The organism is uncultured Pontibacter sp., from assembly GCF_947495565.1.
Classification (GTDB): Bacteria; Bacteroidota; Bacteroidia; order Cytophagales; family Hymenobacteraceae; genus Pontibacter.
On sequence record NZ_CANLZM010000002.1, the window covers coordinates 158602 to 173665 of the forward strand.

17 protein-coding genes are annotated in these 15064 nt (G+C 37.9%); 11 read left to right on the top strand and 6 right to left on the bottom strand.

Annotated elements, in window-relative coordinates:
• The first annotated feature begins 32 nt into the window (after positions 1 to 32).
• The 8 genes from Q1B04_RS02960 to Q1B04_RS02995 all read left to right on the top strand — a co-directional run bounded on the left by Q1B04_RS02960 (position 33) and on the right by Q1B04_RS02995 (position 7100).
• Complete coding sequence (locus Q1B04_RS02960) at positions 33 to 488, top strand: XRE family transcriptional regulator (protein WP_299755356.1); 456 nt, start codon at positions 33 to 35, stop codon at positions 486 to 488.
• Positions 489 to 522: 34 nt separating this feature from the next.
• A complete protein-coding gene (locus Q1B04_RS02965) occupies positions 523 to 1098 on the top strand; it encodes a DUF4468 domain-containing protein (protein WP_299755358.1) in 576 nt (191 codons plus the stop codon).
• Positions 1099 to 1246: 148 nt separating this feature from the next.
• Entirely contained in the window at positions 1247 to 1483 is a 237-nt protein-coding gene (locus tag Q1B04_RS02970) for a DUF2158 domain-containing protein (protein WP_299755360.1), read from the top strand.
• A 20-nt stretch (positions 1484 to 1503) separates the two neighbouring features.
• The gene (locus tag Q1B04_RS02975) at positions 1504 to 2061 is read left to right on the top strand and encodes a hypothetical protein (protein WP_299755362.1); all 558 of its coding nucleotides are present in this window, start codon (positions 1504 to 1506) and stop codon (positions 2059 to 2061) included.
• 372 nt (positions 2062 to 2433) lie between these two features.
• Positions 2434 to 3825, top strand: coding sequence for a tyrosine-type recombinase/integrase (locus Q1B04_RS02980; RefSeq protein ID WP_299755365.1), 1392 nt, complete (start codon positions 2434 to 2436; stop codon positions 3823 to 3825).
• Positions 3826 to 4134: 309 nt separating this feature from the next.
• Complete coding sequence (locus Q1B04_RS02985; RefSeq protein ID WP_299755368.1) at positions 4135 to 5001, top strand: hypothetical protein; 867 nt, start codon at positions 4135 to 4137, stop codon at positions 4999 to 5001.
• A gap of 9 nt (positions 5002 to 5010) precedes the next feature.
• Positions 5011 to 5853, top strand: coding sequence for a hypothetical protein (locus Q1B04_RS02990; RefSeq protein WP_299755371.1), 843 nt, complete (start codon positions 5011 to 5013; stop codon positions 5851 to 5853).
• Positions 5854 to 6089: 236 nt separating this feature from the next.
• Positions 6090 to 7100 (top strand): hypothetical protein, encoded by a 1011-nt coding sequence (locus Q1B04_RS02995; protein WP_299755372.1) that lies wholly within the window; start codon positions 6090 to 6092, stop codon positions 7098 to 7100.
• 77 nt (positions 7101 to 7177) lie between these two features.
• On the opposite strand, the gene Q1B04_RS03000 is transcribed toward Q1B04_RS02995, so the two are convergent.
• Positions 7178 to 7819 (bottom strand): hypothetical protein, encoded by a 642-nt coding sequence (locus Q1B04_RS03000; protein WP_299755374.1) that lies wholly within the window; start codon positions 7817 to 7819, stop codon positions 7178 to 7180.
• Positions 7820 to 7935: 116 nt separating this feature from the next.
• Here Q1B04_RS03000 and Q1B04_RS03005 point away from each other — a divergent pair, with 116 nt between their 5' ends.
• From Q1B04_RS03005 to Q1B04_RS03015, 3 genes are all read left to right on the top strand, one after another.
• Positions 7936 to 8166, top strand: a complete 231-nt coding sequence (locus tag Q1B04_RS03005; RefSeq protein ID WP_299755377.1) for a helix-turn-helix transcriptional regulator — start codon at positions 7936 to 7938, stop codon at positions 8164 to 8166.
• Positions 8167 to 8470: 304 nt separating this feature from the next.
• The gene (locus Q1B04_RS03010) at positions 8471 to 8860 is read left to right on the top strand and encodes a hypothetical protein (RefSeq protein WP_299755379.1); all 390 of its coding nucleotides are present in this window, start codon (positions 8471 to 8473) and stop codon (positions 8858 to 8860) included.
• Between the two features lie 258 nt (positions 8861 to 9118).
• Entirely contained in the window at positions 9119 to 10696 is a 1578-nt protein-coding gene (locus tag Q1B04_RS03015) for a hypothetical protein (RefSeq protein WP_299755381.1), read from the top strand.
• A gap of 533 nt (positions 10697 to 11229) precedes the next feature.
• On the opposite strand, the gene Q1B04_RS03020 is transcribed toward Q1B04_RS03015, so the two are convergent.
• From Q1B04_RS03020 to Q1B04_RS03040, 5 genes are all read right to left on the bottom strand, one after another.
• Positions 11230 to 11571, bottom strand: coding sequence for a hypothetical protein (locus Q1B04_RS03020; protein ID WP_299755384.1), 342 nt, complete (start codon positions 11569 to 11571; stop codon positions 11230 to 11232).
• Positions 11572 to 11932: 361 nt separating this feature from the next.
• A complete protein-coding gene (locus Q1B04_RS03025) occupies positions 11933 to 13153 on the bottom strand; it encodes a VapE domain-containing protein (protein WP_299755386.1) in 1221 nt (406 codons plus the stop codon).
• 3 nt (positions 13154 to 13156) lie between these two features.
• Positions 13157 to 13375, bottom strand: coding sequence for a hypothetical protein (locus tag Q1B04_RS03030; RefSeq protein ID WP_299755388.1), 219 nt, complete (start codon positions 13373 to 13375; stop codon positions 13157 to 13159).
• A 186-nt stretch (positions 13376 to 13561) separates the two neighbouring features.
• Entirely contained in the window at positions 13562 to 13843 is a 282-nt protein-coding gene (locus Q1B04_RS03035) for a helix-turn-helix domain-containing protein (protein WP_299755391.1), read from the bottom strand.
• Positions 13844 to 13912: 69 nt separating this feature from the next.
• Positions 13913 to 14899, bottom strand: coding sequence for a hypothetical protein (locus Q1B04_RS03040; protein ID WP_299755393.1), 987 nt, complete (start codon positions 14897 to 14899; stop codon positions 13913 to 13915).
• Positions 14900 to 15064 lie beyond the last annotated feature (165 nt).

A 15064-nucleotide genomic window follows, 5' to 3' on the forward strand; every position in this document is an offset into this window, starting at 1 on the left:
AAAGCTATTTCAGCTTAAATAGTTGATAATCAATGGAAAACTTCAGAGAAAGGTTAAAGGAGCTGGCAGGCAAAAAAGGAGTCACAATGAAGGATATTGTGACCCATATAGAGATGACAGAGAATGGCTTCTATAAGATGATTAAGAATGATACTGTAAGAGTAGATGTCTTGCAGAAGATTAGCAATTTCTTAGGAGTTAAGCCTTCATATTGGTTTGAGGACGAGAACTCTGCACCCTCGCAAACTGCCACTGGTATCGGTAATGCTGTGGGAGATAGCAATAAGTCAAGAGTGGAAATAGGAGGTCCAAAAGTTGGTAAATCCAAGTACTTCCCAGATGATGATCTAATGTACAGGCTTGTGGTATGCGAGAAGGAAAGGGAGGTTTACAAAACCGAGCGGGACTCATATGCCAGAGAGCGCGACACCTATAAAACTATGGTTGCCCAGCAAGCACAGCTAATCGAGAGACTGAGCGCGAGATAGCAGTTAGTAACACTACAAAACAAACTTTACCCTTATGTTAAAACGCTTACTCTGTGCAGTGCTGCTGTGCGTTTCTTTTAATTCTTTTAGCCAAAGCTTTCCTGTAGAAGACGGTTCAGGCCGCATCGTTTATACCGGTGTAGAGGAAGGCGATGGGACTGCTGACGAACTTTACAACAAATCAAAAAAATGGATAGTAGACACCTTCCATTCCATTGACCATGTACTGGAGGTAGACAGTAGAACCAGTAGCCAGATAATAGGTAAAGGCAAAGTCTTGATCGAAGGAGAAGAAGACTTTATCGGAACCACCCCCCCCCTAATTCTGCACTTTACTTTTGCCTTGAACTTCAAAGACGGGCGCTACAAGTATGAGTTTAGTGACCTGCGTTTCCAGCAAATTGATATGGATGTTCCATTTCACGCTGAAGATATTCTCTTAACTGATTTCACAGCACCAAAGGCTAAGGCAGTAGGAAGGCCTTCAAGATCTCACATCGTTACTAAGCAATACCTGAAGAATGTGGAGAAGTATAAAAAGGATACTTCAGATCTAATGCTTACTCTGGAATCAAGCCTGAAGAAGAATTTAGCTGAAGAAACCTGGTAATGGAAAGGCTGGAGTGGTGGCATATACCTTTCTTCATCGCGGCCTTGCTCCTGGGCGCCTGGCTCTACAGCAAGCACTACCCCAATAACAAGCGGAGGAGGTAGCATCTTTAACCTAGATACATCAATTAGCAACATATATAAGTGATATGACAGAGCAAGAAAACAAGTTTAAGGAAGGTGATATTGTAAGGGTAAAGGGCCTCTCAGGGCCAATGATGTCTGTACAACGCCACACAACCTATGGTACCAATCTTGACCCAGAAGTTAGGTGCTCTTGGTTTGACACCAACAACCATCTTCATGAAGGCAATTTTAATCCAGATACCCTTGAATTAAGGGATGCCTCCAGTAAGGCACCACAAAGCAACTTTCTTTACAAATAAGAAAAAGTTCTGGAGAAAGTATGACACCAGAACAGATAGAAGTAGGCGACAAGCTGCTGAAGCACCTATATCAAGAAGGAGGGGCATCTAATTTAGATTCTTATCCCTCTGTGCTTAAGCGCCAAGGCTACGACTACTATAAGCAGATTGGACCAACAGTAATTACTTTAAAATCCTTCGGGTTTGTAGAGTCTCCAGATGATTACAACCTAAGGCTAACTTCTCAGGGATACGAGGCTGCCAAATCAGGCTTAGCTGAATACTTCAAAAAGCAGGACTATGCAGCTGATCTGGATGCTAAGAGCAAAAAATCCGGTATCTCAACAAACCGCTGGACAGTGATAGGTGTTGCTGTCGCTATTGTTGTTTCGGTAACCAGCCTCGGGCTACAGCTAGTAGATAAATTGCAGGAAAAGGGAGAGGAGCGAAATGATAATAGCCAGGGAAGCGCCAACAACATTAATGACAGTAAGTCTGAAGTTCTCATCTCGGAGCTTATACCTGAAATTGCGAATAGCCTGAAGCATGATTCTGTTTTTGTGAAAGAGTTAGCGAAAGAGTTAAAGCGACAGCAATAATACCTATAACGTGCTCCGCAAAAAAGGACACAAGCATCAAATGCCATGGCTGCACCAGCCATGGCATTTTACTTAACACATTTACACAAATACACAAACGCTATGAACAACACCAACGGTACAGGTTCTTCGCCTGGGGAAGCGAAGGGCCTGGGAAACATTGTAGGCAGCCATAACCGGCAAAAAATATATCAACCTGCCGGATACCTGCACAACATGTCCAATCAACAATATAGGGAATACACCCTATAGTATCAATTTTTATGAATTTGAGGTGGCAATTTTACAGCGAGAATTAGAATTAATGCGCGACCTGCTCACCTCCAAAGATGAGCTTATTAATTACTTAAAGGCAAATCAGAAGAACGAAGCATGGAAGTAAACAAATACCTCCGGAAAGACCGGGTGGATAAAAACGGCTATGCCCCGATCCGGTTTACCGTTTACCTCAATGGCAAACGCATCCATTTATCACCAGGAGAGAAGTGCATGCCCGATCAATGGCTGGAGGAGGAGCAGCGCATGGATGGCAACGCCCCCTATGCCAACGTGATCAACACCAAGCTGGACCACTGGCACAACACGCTGTTCGATATCTTCCACGACTATAAAAAGAAGACCGCCCTCCTTACCCCTGAGCTGCTGAAGGAAGAACTGCTGGAGCGGGTGGCAGAGCCGGCACCGGAGCCGGAGCCTGCAGAAGAGCTTTACCCCTACCCTTTTCCGGAAGAGGAGGAAGCCACTGAGGAAGACCCGAAATCGCAGTTCTTCACCCTGTTTTACCAGTGGCGCGACCAGCTGGCCATGAAGCGCCAGAAGGGCTCAGGCAGGCGCACCTCGCCTAACACCATCAAAGGCGTTAACAGCAGCATCAAGCGCTTTGATGAGTTTGAGGTACATAGAGGTATCCCGCTTACGCTTGAAGGCTGTGACAAGGCTTTTTACCAGGAGTTTGAGCGTTATATCATGGATACCCTGAAACAGGAAATCAACACATTCGGCAAGCACGTAGCCAAGCTCAAGAGCTTTCTGCGATGGTGTGAAGAGGAACTCGAGCTGGAGGTAAACCGCAAATACCGACGCTTCGAGGCACCGTCTATTTATGTAGGCGTAGATGCCCTGTCAGCAAGAGAGCTGGAGAGCATCTATAAGCTGAACTTTCAATCAGAGGAAATCCGGAAGATCGTGCACTCTGGTTACTCCAGTAAATCAGAATTTGATATTAACGGGCCTGAGATCAATGCCAGGCTGAAAGACCTGGAGATAGCCCGGGATGTGTTCCTGATGTGCTGCTACACCGGCATGCGGATCTCGGACGTGATCAAACTGAACTATAGTTATATTCGGGACGAGCACATTGAGATACCGGCTACCAAAACACTGAACACCTGCTACATCCCGCTGTACGATGACTCGCTGTTTAAGCCAAACGAGATCCTGGCCAAATATGACGGCCTGCAGGAAACCTGCCTGCCTGCAAGCCCCCTTGTTAACGAGCACCTGAAGACGATCCAGAGCCTGGTTAAACTTAGGAGGTTAAAATTAACCACCAAGATCGGCCGTAAGACATTTGTCACGCTTAAGATCTACCAGGGCGTACCGAGCAGGCTGATCATGCAGGCGACCGGCCACAAGACTGAAGCCGCCTTTAACCGTTATGCCGGCATCGATACAAACGAACTGATCCAGGAGTTCAAGCGACAATCTGCGAAGATGGGTGCGCGAAACAGCGTGGGTGCGGGTGCGGAATTGGGTGCGAAATAGCTTCACCACTCTGTACATCTGTGTACACCTGTGCAACTAAAATAGCTTTTGAAAGCTGCAGCAGGTGTTTCAGTTTTACCAAACGTTACCCGCTAGACCCGCAATTTTTCCCTTCGCGACCACAACAAATATTAAAATGCACCTAGTTATCAATAACTTAGGTGCATTTTTGTTTTACAGGTAAAACATAGGTAAAACAATTTATTTTGCTCAGTTAAAACATCTTTGCAATACTCAATTTTAACTGGTACTTTATTTCTTTAACCCTTCCCTAGTATATGCATTAATCCCCATAATTACAATAGCCTCATGAAGCTTGAGCGTTCAGATATTGAATTCCCTTTATGGAGAAAGAAAGTTGATGCTTCCTTGTTTAAAGATGCAGTTACCCCTATTCCTAAATTCTTATGGGCTATCTGGAATATTGAACCTATGTTTAGAAACTGCACCAAAAAAGAGAACTTAGATAGTGAAGTATTTATTTTTTACAAAAAGGTAAAGTATAAGGGCCGAGTAATTTACTCCTCTAACAAAAAAATGTATCGCCTTTTCTTTTCTAATGAGCTTGCAGATATACTAAAAGATGATTTCTTAATGAGCTATATGAGAAGTATAGAGCAGGATTTAAGAAAAGGCAAACTAGAATATAAGTCAGTTGATATTGAAGAAGAAATACCTTTTTGGGAGTTCTTAGATATTGAGTTTGATTCAGCAAACAAGATGTTCAAGTTTAAAGCGTATTACGTTCAGAAACCTGTTTACCTTGAGTTATTTAAGGAATTAGTTAATTCGCATACCCTTAGACGGATAGATGACAAGATAAATCAAAAAGAGGACTTTCGAATTACCAAAGGCGACTGGAGAAGAAGAGAAGAGTTAAAAAATCAAATTTGTAATAACAATGTAATTTATAATTTAATAGACACTCAGAATAAGCAAATTTATATTGGTGAAACAGAAAGCTTACTCAAGCGTCTCAGTATAAATAGGTCTGAAATTGAAGGGTGGGATTATTATAGATTTGATGTATTGCCTGATGGGTTAACTAAAAAACAACGTGTTGCTATAGAAAGGCTCTTAATTCGAACATTTTCTTCATTCTTCGAAAACTCGAAAGAAATTCCATCAATGAAAGTTTCTGAATATGTTTTAGTCAACAAAAAAATAGATGTCTAAGATTAAAGGTTGAATAAGGAATACATGATGGGAAAAGTGATATGTGATACTAATGTTTGGTACTACTTAGGTTCTGGGAAAATAGCCGAGGGGCTTGTTAAAAACTATAAGTTAGTAGCAACATGGGTAAATATAGTTGAACTAGGATATGCTCATCCGAGAACTAAAATTGATTTCTCAATTAAAGATTGGAAAAATGCCGCAAGAGCCATTTTAATGTATTCAGATGAAATCATTGAATTAGACCCCTTTGAATTTTCTACTGAGAAGATATACCCAGGGCATTTTCAACATAAAAATAGAGACCTTCAAGAGGTTCTTAGAATAATATCAGATAGCGATAATACTTTAAAAGAGGAGCAGTACAAATCTAATGAGAAGTACTTTGATATGTATATGAGGATTAAAGATGGCTTTAAAGCAACAATAGAGAATTATAGAACCGAATCAAGGCCCCAAATAGTATCAAGCAAAACTGCTAAACAGAAGTATAAAGACTCTCAAGAAATTGAAGCTCTGGAAAGAGTAAAAGAAGTTATATGGGATGTAGAAGAATACATCAAGAGAGATCACAAAAAAATTATAGAATTTGATAATGAAACTGAAAAGAGTAGTTATTTTAATCACACATATAGTTCTTTTAAGTTTCATATACTTACCAAACAAAGGTATTTGAGAAATATTTTACTACAAGGCAAAATGAGTATTCATCCTAATGACTTTGGTGACTTAACTAATCTTCTCTATGTTGGCAAAAGTGAACAATATTGGACTGAAGAAAACAGATGGAGTTCTATCATTAAAGAAGCTGGATTAGGAGATAGATTAATAACACGACAGATATTAAATTAAAACTGGGAACAACAAACCATAAAGCTTATCTTAGTTAAGCTATTCGTTTAGTCCACATGGGAGCAATGTAATACATTACCCCTATTTAGACTGATAGCTATAAGTCAATTGCTACGTTCTTTCAGTGGTTTGATTTTGAGGAGTAACCATCTCACAGAACAATGCCTAAGAAATTCAGCATTACTTCATTATATTAAGCTACTCAATAATATTAGCCCTTAAGTTGTAGAGCATTTATGAAAAGATACCTTAAGGACGCACACTTTCTAATATTTAATTTAGAAGCACAACTACCTTTCGGAAAATTTGAAGGGAAAACAATTGAAGATATAGCTGGTGAGAAGGACAACTATTTAAGCTGGTGTATTCTTAATATTTACAATTTCATTCTTTCACCAGAGTGTGTAAACTTCATTTCGCATACTTCCAAGCAACCATTATCTAAGGAAGCTCTTGAAAAGAACTACACTAAAATAAATGAAGTTTATAAAAAACTTAAGAGAATTAGTGCGTCAGTGTCTGACGGTGATTACTCAACCGAGGATGATATCCCTAGTAATATTTATCTGATGACTAAGGGATATGAAAATGAGGAAATTACAAGCGATTATATACGCACTGAGACTACTCTCTTTAATAATTTAGATTTCAGTGACGATACATCCTACTCTTTATCAGTTATAAATAGAGAACTATCCGCAGAGGAAGCTTCTAAAAATGTAAAGTTCAAAGTAGACATAATTGATGCAGATGATTTTCTGATTTATTCTAAATATCAGCGAAATCTTTTAGCTTATCACACATTTCAAATTTATAAAGATGTACAAGATTCACTCGTTGTATTGTATGTTACTATAGATTACTCCTTATTAAAGACGGATGATTACTTTCAATCATACGATACTACTTACATACCATTAATGACACCAACAACGGCTGATAATGTCCGAGATATAATTTTTGCTGAGATTCCTGATTTGGAAATTCTGTTGAACAAATATGTGAACACCAGAAAAATTATGCCTTCTCATAACCTTTTCTATATTAGTCCAGCCTTTTCTGACAATAGCATCAGTGGTTATACACATCCATATGACTTAAAAAGGTTAGAATTCAGTATTGATATCAATAAACTGAACCTGTATGTCAGTGATTGGTATTCAAAATACGGCTTGAATCATAAATTGTATGCTTTAAAAGAAAAACGACTTGAACTATATTATAACCATCTAGGCTACCATGGCTAATGAGCATTGGTTACTTCTTTTTTAATACTCTTAGGTGAATCAAAACTTTTAAAGGCGAGCCATAGCATTTAGAAAACTTACAAATCATTTTGTATGGCTTTTTTTCTCTCCATTATCTTATTATAAGTCTCTTCTGTAACACCAAAATTGCCAGCTCTAAATTCTTCGCTTAACAATTTAGACTCATATATAACCCTATGGTACTCCGAGCCAAACTGCCAAGGAACTATTTCTAAAGTAAAATCACCATTTTCCCAAGCTACTATAGAATCACCAAATTCTTTACTAATCTTTCCTCTTCCATATTTATCAAGATAAGCCTGTATAAGCTTACTTACTCCTTTATTTGGCACCTTGAATGATATCTGCCTTAACTTGTTATTCATAAATGAGTATTCGATATCTTCAATGTCTACGTCCCCGATTTTGAGGTATTCATTACCATTAACATAAATGTAATCATCTATGCTTCTTGCTTGAGGGTCGATGACAGCAGTTAGCTCAGGGTATAACCCAATATCAGAACCTAATTTGAAGTTTCTAAAGCCTGTAAGAGATTCTACCTTCTTAGAATAACTAAACGATTGAACTTCATTGCTATTTAAAGTAGACGTTATACTACTCTCAGACTCACAGCTAAAGCAAATCATTAATAAAGCTATAGTTAGAGGAAAAGAGAATTGATGGACATAGTTAAGAGGTCCTTTAGTGATATTCATAATATATAGTTTCAGATTTATAATTTTCAATATTAATCTTTTTTAACATAATAGACATAAATGTGGTAGACTAATTTGTGGTAACATAAAAGATGTAGACTAGGGACTTTAGGCTCATGATATCAGAGCAGGAAGTCTTGGAACAAATAGGTAGAAGGTTAAAGGAGATAAGGATAAGCAAAGGGTATACTAGCTACGAAGACTTTGCCCTAGAGCATGGCATAGCAAGAATGCAGTATTGGAGATTAGAGACTGGCAAAACTAACCCTACCATCAAAACACTTTACAAGGTGCTCGAGATACATCAAATGTCTCTGCAAGAGTTCTTCTCCGAAGGATTCAACTAAACTAATCTAGCGACTTTCTTTTCTTCATAAGAGGCATTTAAATTTTTCCCCATAAACTAAGATATTCAAATCTATTACATGCATATTTATGCAGTGTAAACGGATATCATTGAATGAAACACGGATTAAGATTCTACACAACTGAAGAAATAAAGTTCTTAGCTGCTTGGGGGGGTAAAGTTTAAAATAAAGAGAACTTAGAGCAGCAAAGGATTATATAATGACTTCTTTAGGAAGTAAGACACAGTATTAGTCTAATGAGTTAATCAAGCTACTACCAGGGTTTGACACTTTCAATTGGAGAATGTGGAGTCAGAAAGGGTGGGACCATGGCCCAAATGGTAACATCAGAGTAGCAAGGTTCAAACCATATACATGGGCACGGATATTTAGAAAAGGAGATGATAATAAAGACGTTTTCTTTACAGTTGGTGTAGATAGTAACACAGAAGAGATAGTCTATAAAATTGACTACTATAAGGAAGATAACTCATATCTTAACTCCGCTCAGAAAGAACTGATAAGATTAAACATACCTAAAGAAGCTAGATGGAAGTCAATTTCATTACACTCTGTTGCTGAGTATGATTGGGATAAAATACTGACTGAATCATCAGACTTCTATATCGTAGATAATCCTTTACATGACTTATTGCTTCAAGCAACTAGTTTCAGAGCTTTTCTAAAGGCATAGTTAATAATTAGTATGGCAAGTTAGTTGAGCATTAACTATCTAATTATACTATAATGCATTTCTAACACAACAAGCTCTTGAAATCATAGTAGCCTAGATACATTATAATCTAATTATTTAATTTTTGTTCAACACATTATTAGTATAATTAAAAAAATAACTCTAATCACCATACATTTGTAAAACAGAAATAATATATTTACATATAATTATATGACTTATAGATTATGCTTAAATCTATACAACTAACCCTGCACTATGAAAAGGACAATTGCAGCTACAGTATTCACTCTTCTATTCAGTAGCGTTCAATTACTTGCACAGAATAAATCACAACTAAATACTCTAGTATATGATTTCGAAAGCAAGAAATTCTATGTAAATGAATACACCAGCGGTAAGGATAAAAAAGAGTCGATTAATAGAAATAAAGATAACGAGCTCAAGAACTTAAATAAGGTATTCATTAATTATAACAAAGGGTTCAATATCGAAGTCAAAAATATTAATAGATACCTCTACAATATAGAAATAGCGACAGAAAGCGTTGACCTTGGAAGTGCCCCCCCGGCTCTATTTAATCAACTCTTTTTAGGAGCTAATTATGCTGAAGGGTTATTGGCAACCTTAACAAAGGAGAAAGGTCAACAAGGGTTACATGGTGAATCTAATAGGAATGATTTTGAGGAAGCTCTGAAGCAATTTCTATCCGATTATAACCAATTAGTTGATAGAAAGCTATTAGCATATGAATATGGCGTTAGAAACTTTGACAAAGCACCCAATGAAGTAAAGTATAGTGTTTTTGCAAAAAAGCTTTTAGAGCTCAGAATCATCTATCAAGCTTATAATGCCGAGTTGATTGAAAGCCTAGCAGCAATTAATAAGGAAATTGATGCAGCAGAAAAGAAATTAGAGTCCTGCAAGAAAGAGAAAGCAGAACTTGAGACTAAGCTGAAGAGTGAAAAGAATCCAAATAGAATAAAAGAAATTAAAAATCAAATAGATAAACTGAAGTGTGAAGAGAATGATTTAAATAGACTTAAGGGTGAAAAGAAATTAAAAGAACAATTAAAACAAGACGGAGAAAGGCTGTGGGAGTCTACTTCTAAGATATCCGATTCAAATCTAGCAAAAACCATTCTGTTTAATAGGAACTTGCATAATGACCATCTTACCTATACTTCTCCACCTATTTACCCAAATGGAAATTTACACAACATTAGTCTTAAAATTAGTCCCTCTGACTCTAGTCTAGTAAAGAAGTGGAACATAATGCCGCTTGAAAATGACTCCCTCAGTTTTAGCTTCTTTGTAAAAGGAAAGACATTTGTAAGTTTTAGTTCTGGCCCATTTGTAGGGTTTGGTAATAAACTAATTTATAACACATACAATTGGCAGCCTCAACCTAACAAAGACGGTATAATAACTGATTCTACACAGTATAAATTAGTGCCTACAGGTTCTAGTAACACCCCATTAGGTTTGGCTGCATTTGCTAATATTGGACGGAAAATAAGTAGAGGGACTGGAGTAGCTATATCCCCCGGTGTAGGTATAACTATTGAGAGCAATCCAAAGCCTGTATATTTCATAGGTGCCTCCTTACTTACAGGGGAGAACCAGCAATTCAATATTTCTACTGGTTTTGCATTCATGAATACAGAAGGACTGAACAAAGAGTTTTATAACGGTATACAAGATAAATTATTTGCTTCTAAACCTTCGGAGATAGAATACACAAAAAAGCTTAACTATGGGGGATTCATCTCTATCTCTTACACACTCTTTACTTTAAACAAGACTAAGGGGGCAAACGCTGGTTCAAGAAAATAAGAGTATTTGATAGATTCTTGAAATATAAATCAAATGGTGTTTAGGGATAGCCTCTCATTTCAATAGGCTACCCCTAATCCATTTAACACCTAATGGCAGTGGCTACGTTTTTTTCAGTGGTTTTTTATTTGAAGGAGAAACCGTCTCTAAAAAACAATGCCTAAAAGAATACAGCATAACTCCTCTGGTCTTTATTCAAGACCTGTAATTACAAAGTTTAAGGGTGGCTTATATCTGAAGAAATGGTGCGGGTAGAACTTACCATGTATACAGTATAGAATGGTGCCAGTACCCCAGCTTAGTATTCCCTCTACTTGCTTCTCTTCTCCTTCTTCAATCTTCCTGATTGACTTAATGCAGATAACCTTGAAAGGGCAATACACTCTGTGAATCTTGTATTTTGATATAAATAGACAACTGTTAGATGGGTTGCTAGGCTCAGGGCTGAGCAATAGGTTAGTTATCATCTTTTTAACCGAGTAAAACTGATTAATGAAATAAGGGTGACCGTGAAAGTCACCCCTTAAGCTTTCCTAAGCCGCTGCCTTGGTCTCAAACACTTCCTGCTCCACAGACTTAGGGTTAGGATTGTAGTAATACACATAATTCAATGTCACTACTTCATCACTGTTTGGAATCCTGTACTCGTAAGGGTCACTCTCCATCTTCTCTATGTTCCCTGGAAGCTGCTTGCCTACTAAGCTCTGGCATACAAGGTCATTAAAAGTGCTGGTGATAGAACAGGTTCTGGCAGTGGCATAATACCTCCCAGACTTCTTGGAAAGAATCATCTCTATTTCCCCTTGCAGCATTAGCGCATTAAATTCTTTGCCATCTGCGGCTGTTCTTTTTACAAAGTCAGTAACTGTTACCATGATAAATAAATGTTATAGGTTAGACATAGGCGGGGGATGTCCCCAACTCGGGGTCAGGGTCGGGGAGTGCTTAATAGGCCTAACTTTTCCACTCAGTGACTCAAAAAAATTAAAAAAATTTTAGGTTAGGTATACTTTACTTCTTGTTGATTAAAGCTATATGTATTGTTATGACCCTAATTTTGGTATAATGGGAAAACTTCAATTTTGTGCACGCAGGAATAACCTAGTCCTCATAATCACCTGCAAGAAGGCAGGTAGGGCAACTAGAAATTGAATGTTAGAGTAATAAAAAAGGCTCACCAAAAGATGAGCCCTTTTCTATTATTCTGAATTAAGAATTTATGTTGCCTTGCCTGCCCTAAGAATGGGCTTGGAGCAATTCAGAGTCTGATAAGTGGTCTTTAGCAGCTTGCCTTCTTACCACATATTTCTTTAAACCATTTTTCTTAACTGTACTGAAGCCCTGCTTCTTCATTACCTTTCCGATGTTAGTAATACTCCCATTCCCTAATCTCCGGTTAAATGTAGTCTCAATTACACCGGCTATTTCTGTAGCATTCATGAATTCGCATTTGCCTGTAGCCATATCGCAATGACTCAGCAACTGTGTGACCCATTCTTCTTCTAAAAGGGTCTGTTCAAACTGCCCATTGTTTGCTTGAATGATTACATTATCTTCACCATCAAAATAATGCTTTTCTCCCGCTCTGAACAGAGACAGAGCTTGACTGTACACCTGCTCAATGGTAGCTCCATATTCCCTCTGAAACTCTGTCACTTCAAAACAAAGGAACCTGCGTGACCCTGTAGGGTCGTTCAGAAACTTGTCAGAATTAACTGACCCTGCAAAAGAAGCTCTTCTGAGCATAATTTCTGGATTTCTGCGGAAAGGTCTCCTCACCTTAATCTGTTTCTTTGTGATACATTCTTTAAGGCTGCCAATTTGGGTACGATTCAGGTTCTCAAGCTCATCTAAGTTAATCAACATGCAATCCGCCATAAAACTATAGGTGTCCTTGTTATCTGGGTTTATTGTACCACTGAAATAATACTGCTTCAAAGCATCGGGAACCAAGTTGTCTACCCAAGTCGTTTTACCTATTCCCTGTGCTCCGGAAAACACAAGAACCTGATGATTAATGGTTTCTGGGTTCACTAAAGAACCGACCAAGGCAATCAACCACCTTCTTAAACATACAGACCAAAGTTCATGGTTATGAGTCTTAACGCTATTTGCAAGTAGCTGTATATAATCTGTCTTACCATCCCAATCTGCTAAACCATTAAAATATTCCAGAAAAGGGTCGTAGGAAGAAGTGAAATTTGAGTTTAACAAAGCAACCAAAGAACCTAGAGGGAAAAATATTTTATTCTTAGTTAATTCCCTCCATAACGAGTTCTGGTGCTCATCTTCCATTATTATGTATGACTCATCTCCCTTTTTTCTATACTCGACACTCCCTGTCACAGTATTTTTCCGAAAATCATACCTGGCTTCAAGAAAGGCCTCTACCTTCTCTAATCTCCCTCTATCAGCTTCATTTGGGGGAGTGCTTCTTGACATCTGACTATCTTCCATCCCTTAAGCCTCCTTCATATTTATGACAATTAATCTGGTTTCATAGACTTTTTTGAGGTTGTCAACGTCTCCTCCTTCTAAATCTTCAGCTTTAGGCCCATCAATGATAGTGATAAGCTCAAATGTGGACCCTTTGTATTTCTCCTGTCCCTTGAAATCCGCATTATTTATGGCTCCCTGTATTTCTTTCAGAAAGCTTTGTTTTATTACTCTTATACTCATTTTTTTAATTTTTAATTTTAAGCACTTAAATATTCTGTGTAGTGGGAAGGAGTGCTTGATACCTACCCAAAACATCCATCCGGCTATATCCTAAGATTAAGAGTGACTATTCATAGCCTAGTGTACTTGTTCCTCAAATCATTACTTTACTTACACTGGCTAGAAGACTCATTACACCTCTGATGCCTACCTGAATGATGGATTTTTACGAGACTGAAGCATTGCCTCCACCTCCGAATACTGGTAGTAGATTTTGTGGCCTATCTGGCTGAATGAGATGTACCCGCAGTCCCTCCAGTTCTGCAAGGTCCTCTTGCTAACCTTCAATAACGCTATCAGCTGTTCATTATCCAGCCAACGTTTGTTTAACTGTTGCTGCTCCTGTTGCTTGAGTGTTGTTTGCAGTTCCTCCAGCTTCTGAAAAAGCTGCTGTATTTCGTTTTGGGGTATGATGTATATCTGCTCCATCTTTGATTTCTTATCTTCTGAACCAAAGGTAAATGGAGCTGATTGGAGTAGTGGATTACAAAAAGGGGGTTACAACTTTTGAAGGTTATTGTTTACATCTCTATCTAACAGCTCACCAATTTCATATAAAAGCCTTTTTGCTTCCTCAGTATGGGAAGATGCCATTTTACCATTTATCAAAATCGAGGAACTACGATCCTTTGGAGTGACTTGTACAAGGTTTTGGCGAATAGTATTATGGGAAACGCCTGTTAACAGGCTGACTAGTCTTGTTAATTGTGAATCATTCGCATTGGTAACAATGCTTTTCATGCGTAGATAATAAAAAAGAATGGCAAGTACCTCTGGTGAAGTATCAGATTTCTGAAGCTTTGTAAAAGCTTTACTATCTGTTAGCACCCCCTTTTTATTTATATCAATAAATGCGTGCAAATCTTCGTCATCCGTTATACTAACTATAGTATTTCTCATTTTAGCAGCCACTTCCTTTCCAGTAACTAAATCGCTTTCTAAACCTTTTAAGATAGGTTTATAGAAGTGCTCAAAATCTACCAATTGCTCCTTGAATACCTGAATTACATTCCTCAGTAGAGGTATCAAAATTTCACCCTGGAAGTCTAAAGAAGTTTTAGTATGCTGTTCTGCCTTGGCTCGAAAGACACGGTACTCTTTTTCTTCAAATTCTCCATCCGCATGTAACTTTAAATATTGTTGTATCTCACCTTCTGCTAAATCATAGGCTATTGGCTCTAATTCTAGAAGCTCCTGCAGAAAAGAGTTACTTGATATTACTAGTCCCTGCAGGTTAATATGAGCGATATAAAGTAAAGGAATAGCTGTATCGAAAGGAGGAAATTGTGCTTCCTGTGTTACCGATCTAATAAATTGTGTCAGTTCAGCAGTAATAGTATTTAATTGATTAGAGAGGAAAGCTTCATTTAGCATTTCGCTATTCTCTTTAAAAGAATAACCTTTATAGACCTCTTGTGTCATTGTAATGAATGTAGTGAGGTCAGAAAACATCCTGCCTAAGTAATTAAATTTATCTACTATCATGCTATAATATGCTTACTGATATAGTGGGGACTAAATATCTCTAAATTCTCACCCTATCCAACTCCTTATTTACTATGAGCAGAAATTCATTAAAGAGGTTTCAAATCTAAAGGACTTTATAATCACAAGTTAAAGGTAATCACAAGATATTGGGCACTAAAAGAG

Excerpts from the sequence above, each read along its gene's own strand:
- Q1B04_RS02965 (WP_299755358.1), top strand. The coding sequence starts at position 523 with ATGTTAAAACGCTTACTCTGTGCAGTGCTGCTGTGCGTTTCTTTTAAT.
- Q1B04_RS02975 (WP_299755362.1), top strand. The coding sequence starts at position 1,504 with ATGACACCAGAACAGATAGAAGTAGGCGACAAGCTGCTGAAGCACCTA.
- Q1B04_RS03025 (WP_299755386.1), bottom strand. The coding sequence starts at position 13,153 with ATGGAAGATAGTCAGATGTCAAGAAGCACTCCCCCAAATGAAGCTGAT.
- Q1B04_RS03015 (WP_299755381.1), top strand. The coding sequence starts at position 9,119 with ATGAAAAGGACAATTGCAGCTACAGTATTCACTCTTCTATTCAGTAGC.
- Q1B04_RS02970 (WP_299755360.1), top strand. The coding sequence starts at position 1,247 with ATGACAGAGCAAGAAAACAAGTTTAAGGAAGGTGATATTGTAAGGGTA.
- Q1B04_RS03030 (WP_299755388.1), bottom strand. The coding sequence starts at position 13,375 with ATGAGTATAAGAGTAATAAAACAAAGCTTTCTGAAAGAAATACAGGGA.
- Q1B04_RS02960 (WP_299755356.1), top strand. The coding sequence starts at position 33 with ATGGAAAACTTCAGAGAAAGGTTAAAGGAGCTGGCAGGCAAAAAAGGA.
- Q1B04_RS02995 (WP_299755372.1), top strand. The coding sequence starts at position 6,090 with ATGAAAAGATACCTTAAGGACGCACACTTTCTAATATTTAATTTAGAA.
- Q1B04_RS03020 (WP_299755384.1), bottom strand. The coding sequence starts at position 11,571 with ATGGTAACAGTTACTGACTTTGTAAAAAGAACAGCCGCAGATGGCAAA.
- Q1B04_RS03040 (WP_299755393.1), bottom strand. The coding sequence starts at position 14,899 with ATGATAGTAGATAAATTTAATTACTTAGGCAGGATGTTTTCTGACCTC.
- Q1B04_RS03035 (WP_299755391.1), bottom strand. The coding sequence starts at position 13,843 with ATGGAGCAGATATACATCATACCCCAAAACGAAATACAGCAGCTTTTT.
- Q1B04_RS02985 (WP_299755368.1), top strand. The coding sequence starts at position 4,135 with ATGAAGCTTGAGCGTTCAGATATTGAATTCCCTTTATGGAGAAAGAAA.
- Q1B04_RS03010 (WP_299755379.1), top strand. The coding sequence starts at position 8,471 with ATGTGGAGTCAGAAAGGGTGGGACCATGGCCCAAATGGTAACATCAGA.
- Q1B04_RS03005 (WP_299755377.1), top strand. The coding sequence starts at position 7,936 with ATGATATCAGAGCAGGAAGTCTTGGAACAAATAGGTAGAAGGTTAAAG.
- Q1B04_RS03000 (WP_299755374.1), bottom strand. The coding sequence starts at position 7,819 with ATGAATATCACTAAAGGACCTCTTAACTATGTCCATCAATTCTCTTTT.
- Q1B04_RS02980 (WP_299755365.1), top strand. The coding sequence starts at position 2,434 with ATGGAAGTAAACAAATACCTCCGGAAAGACCGGGTGGATAAAAACGGC.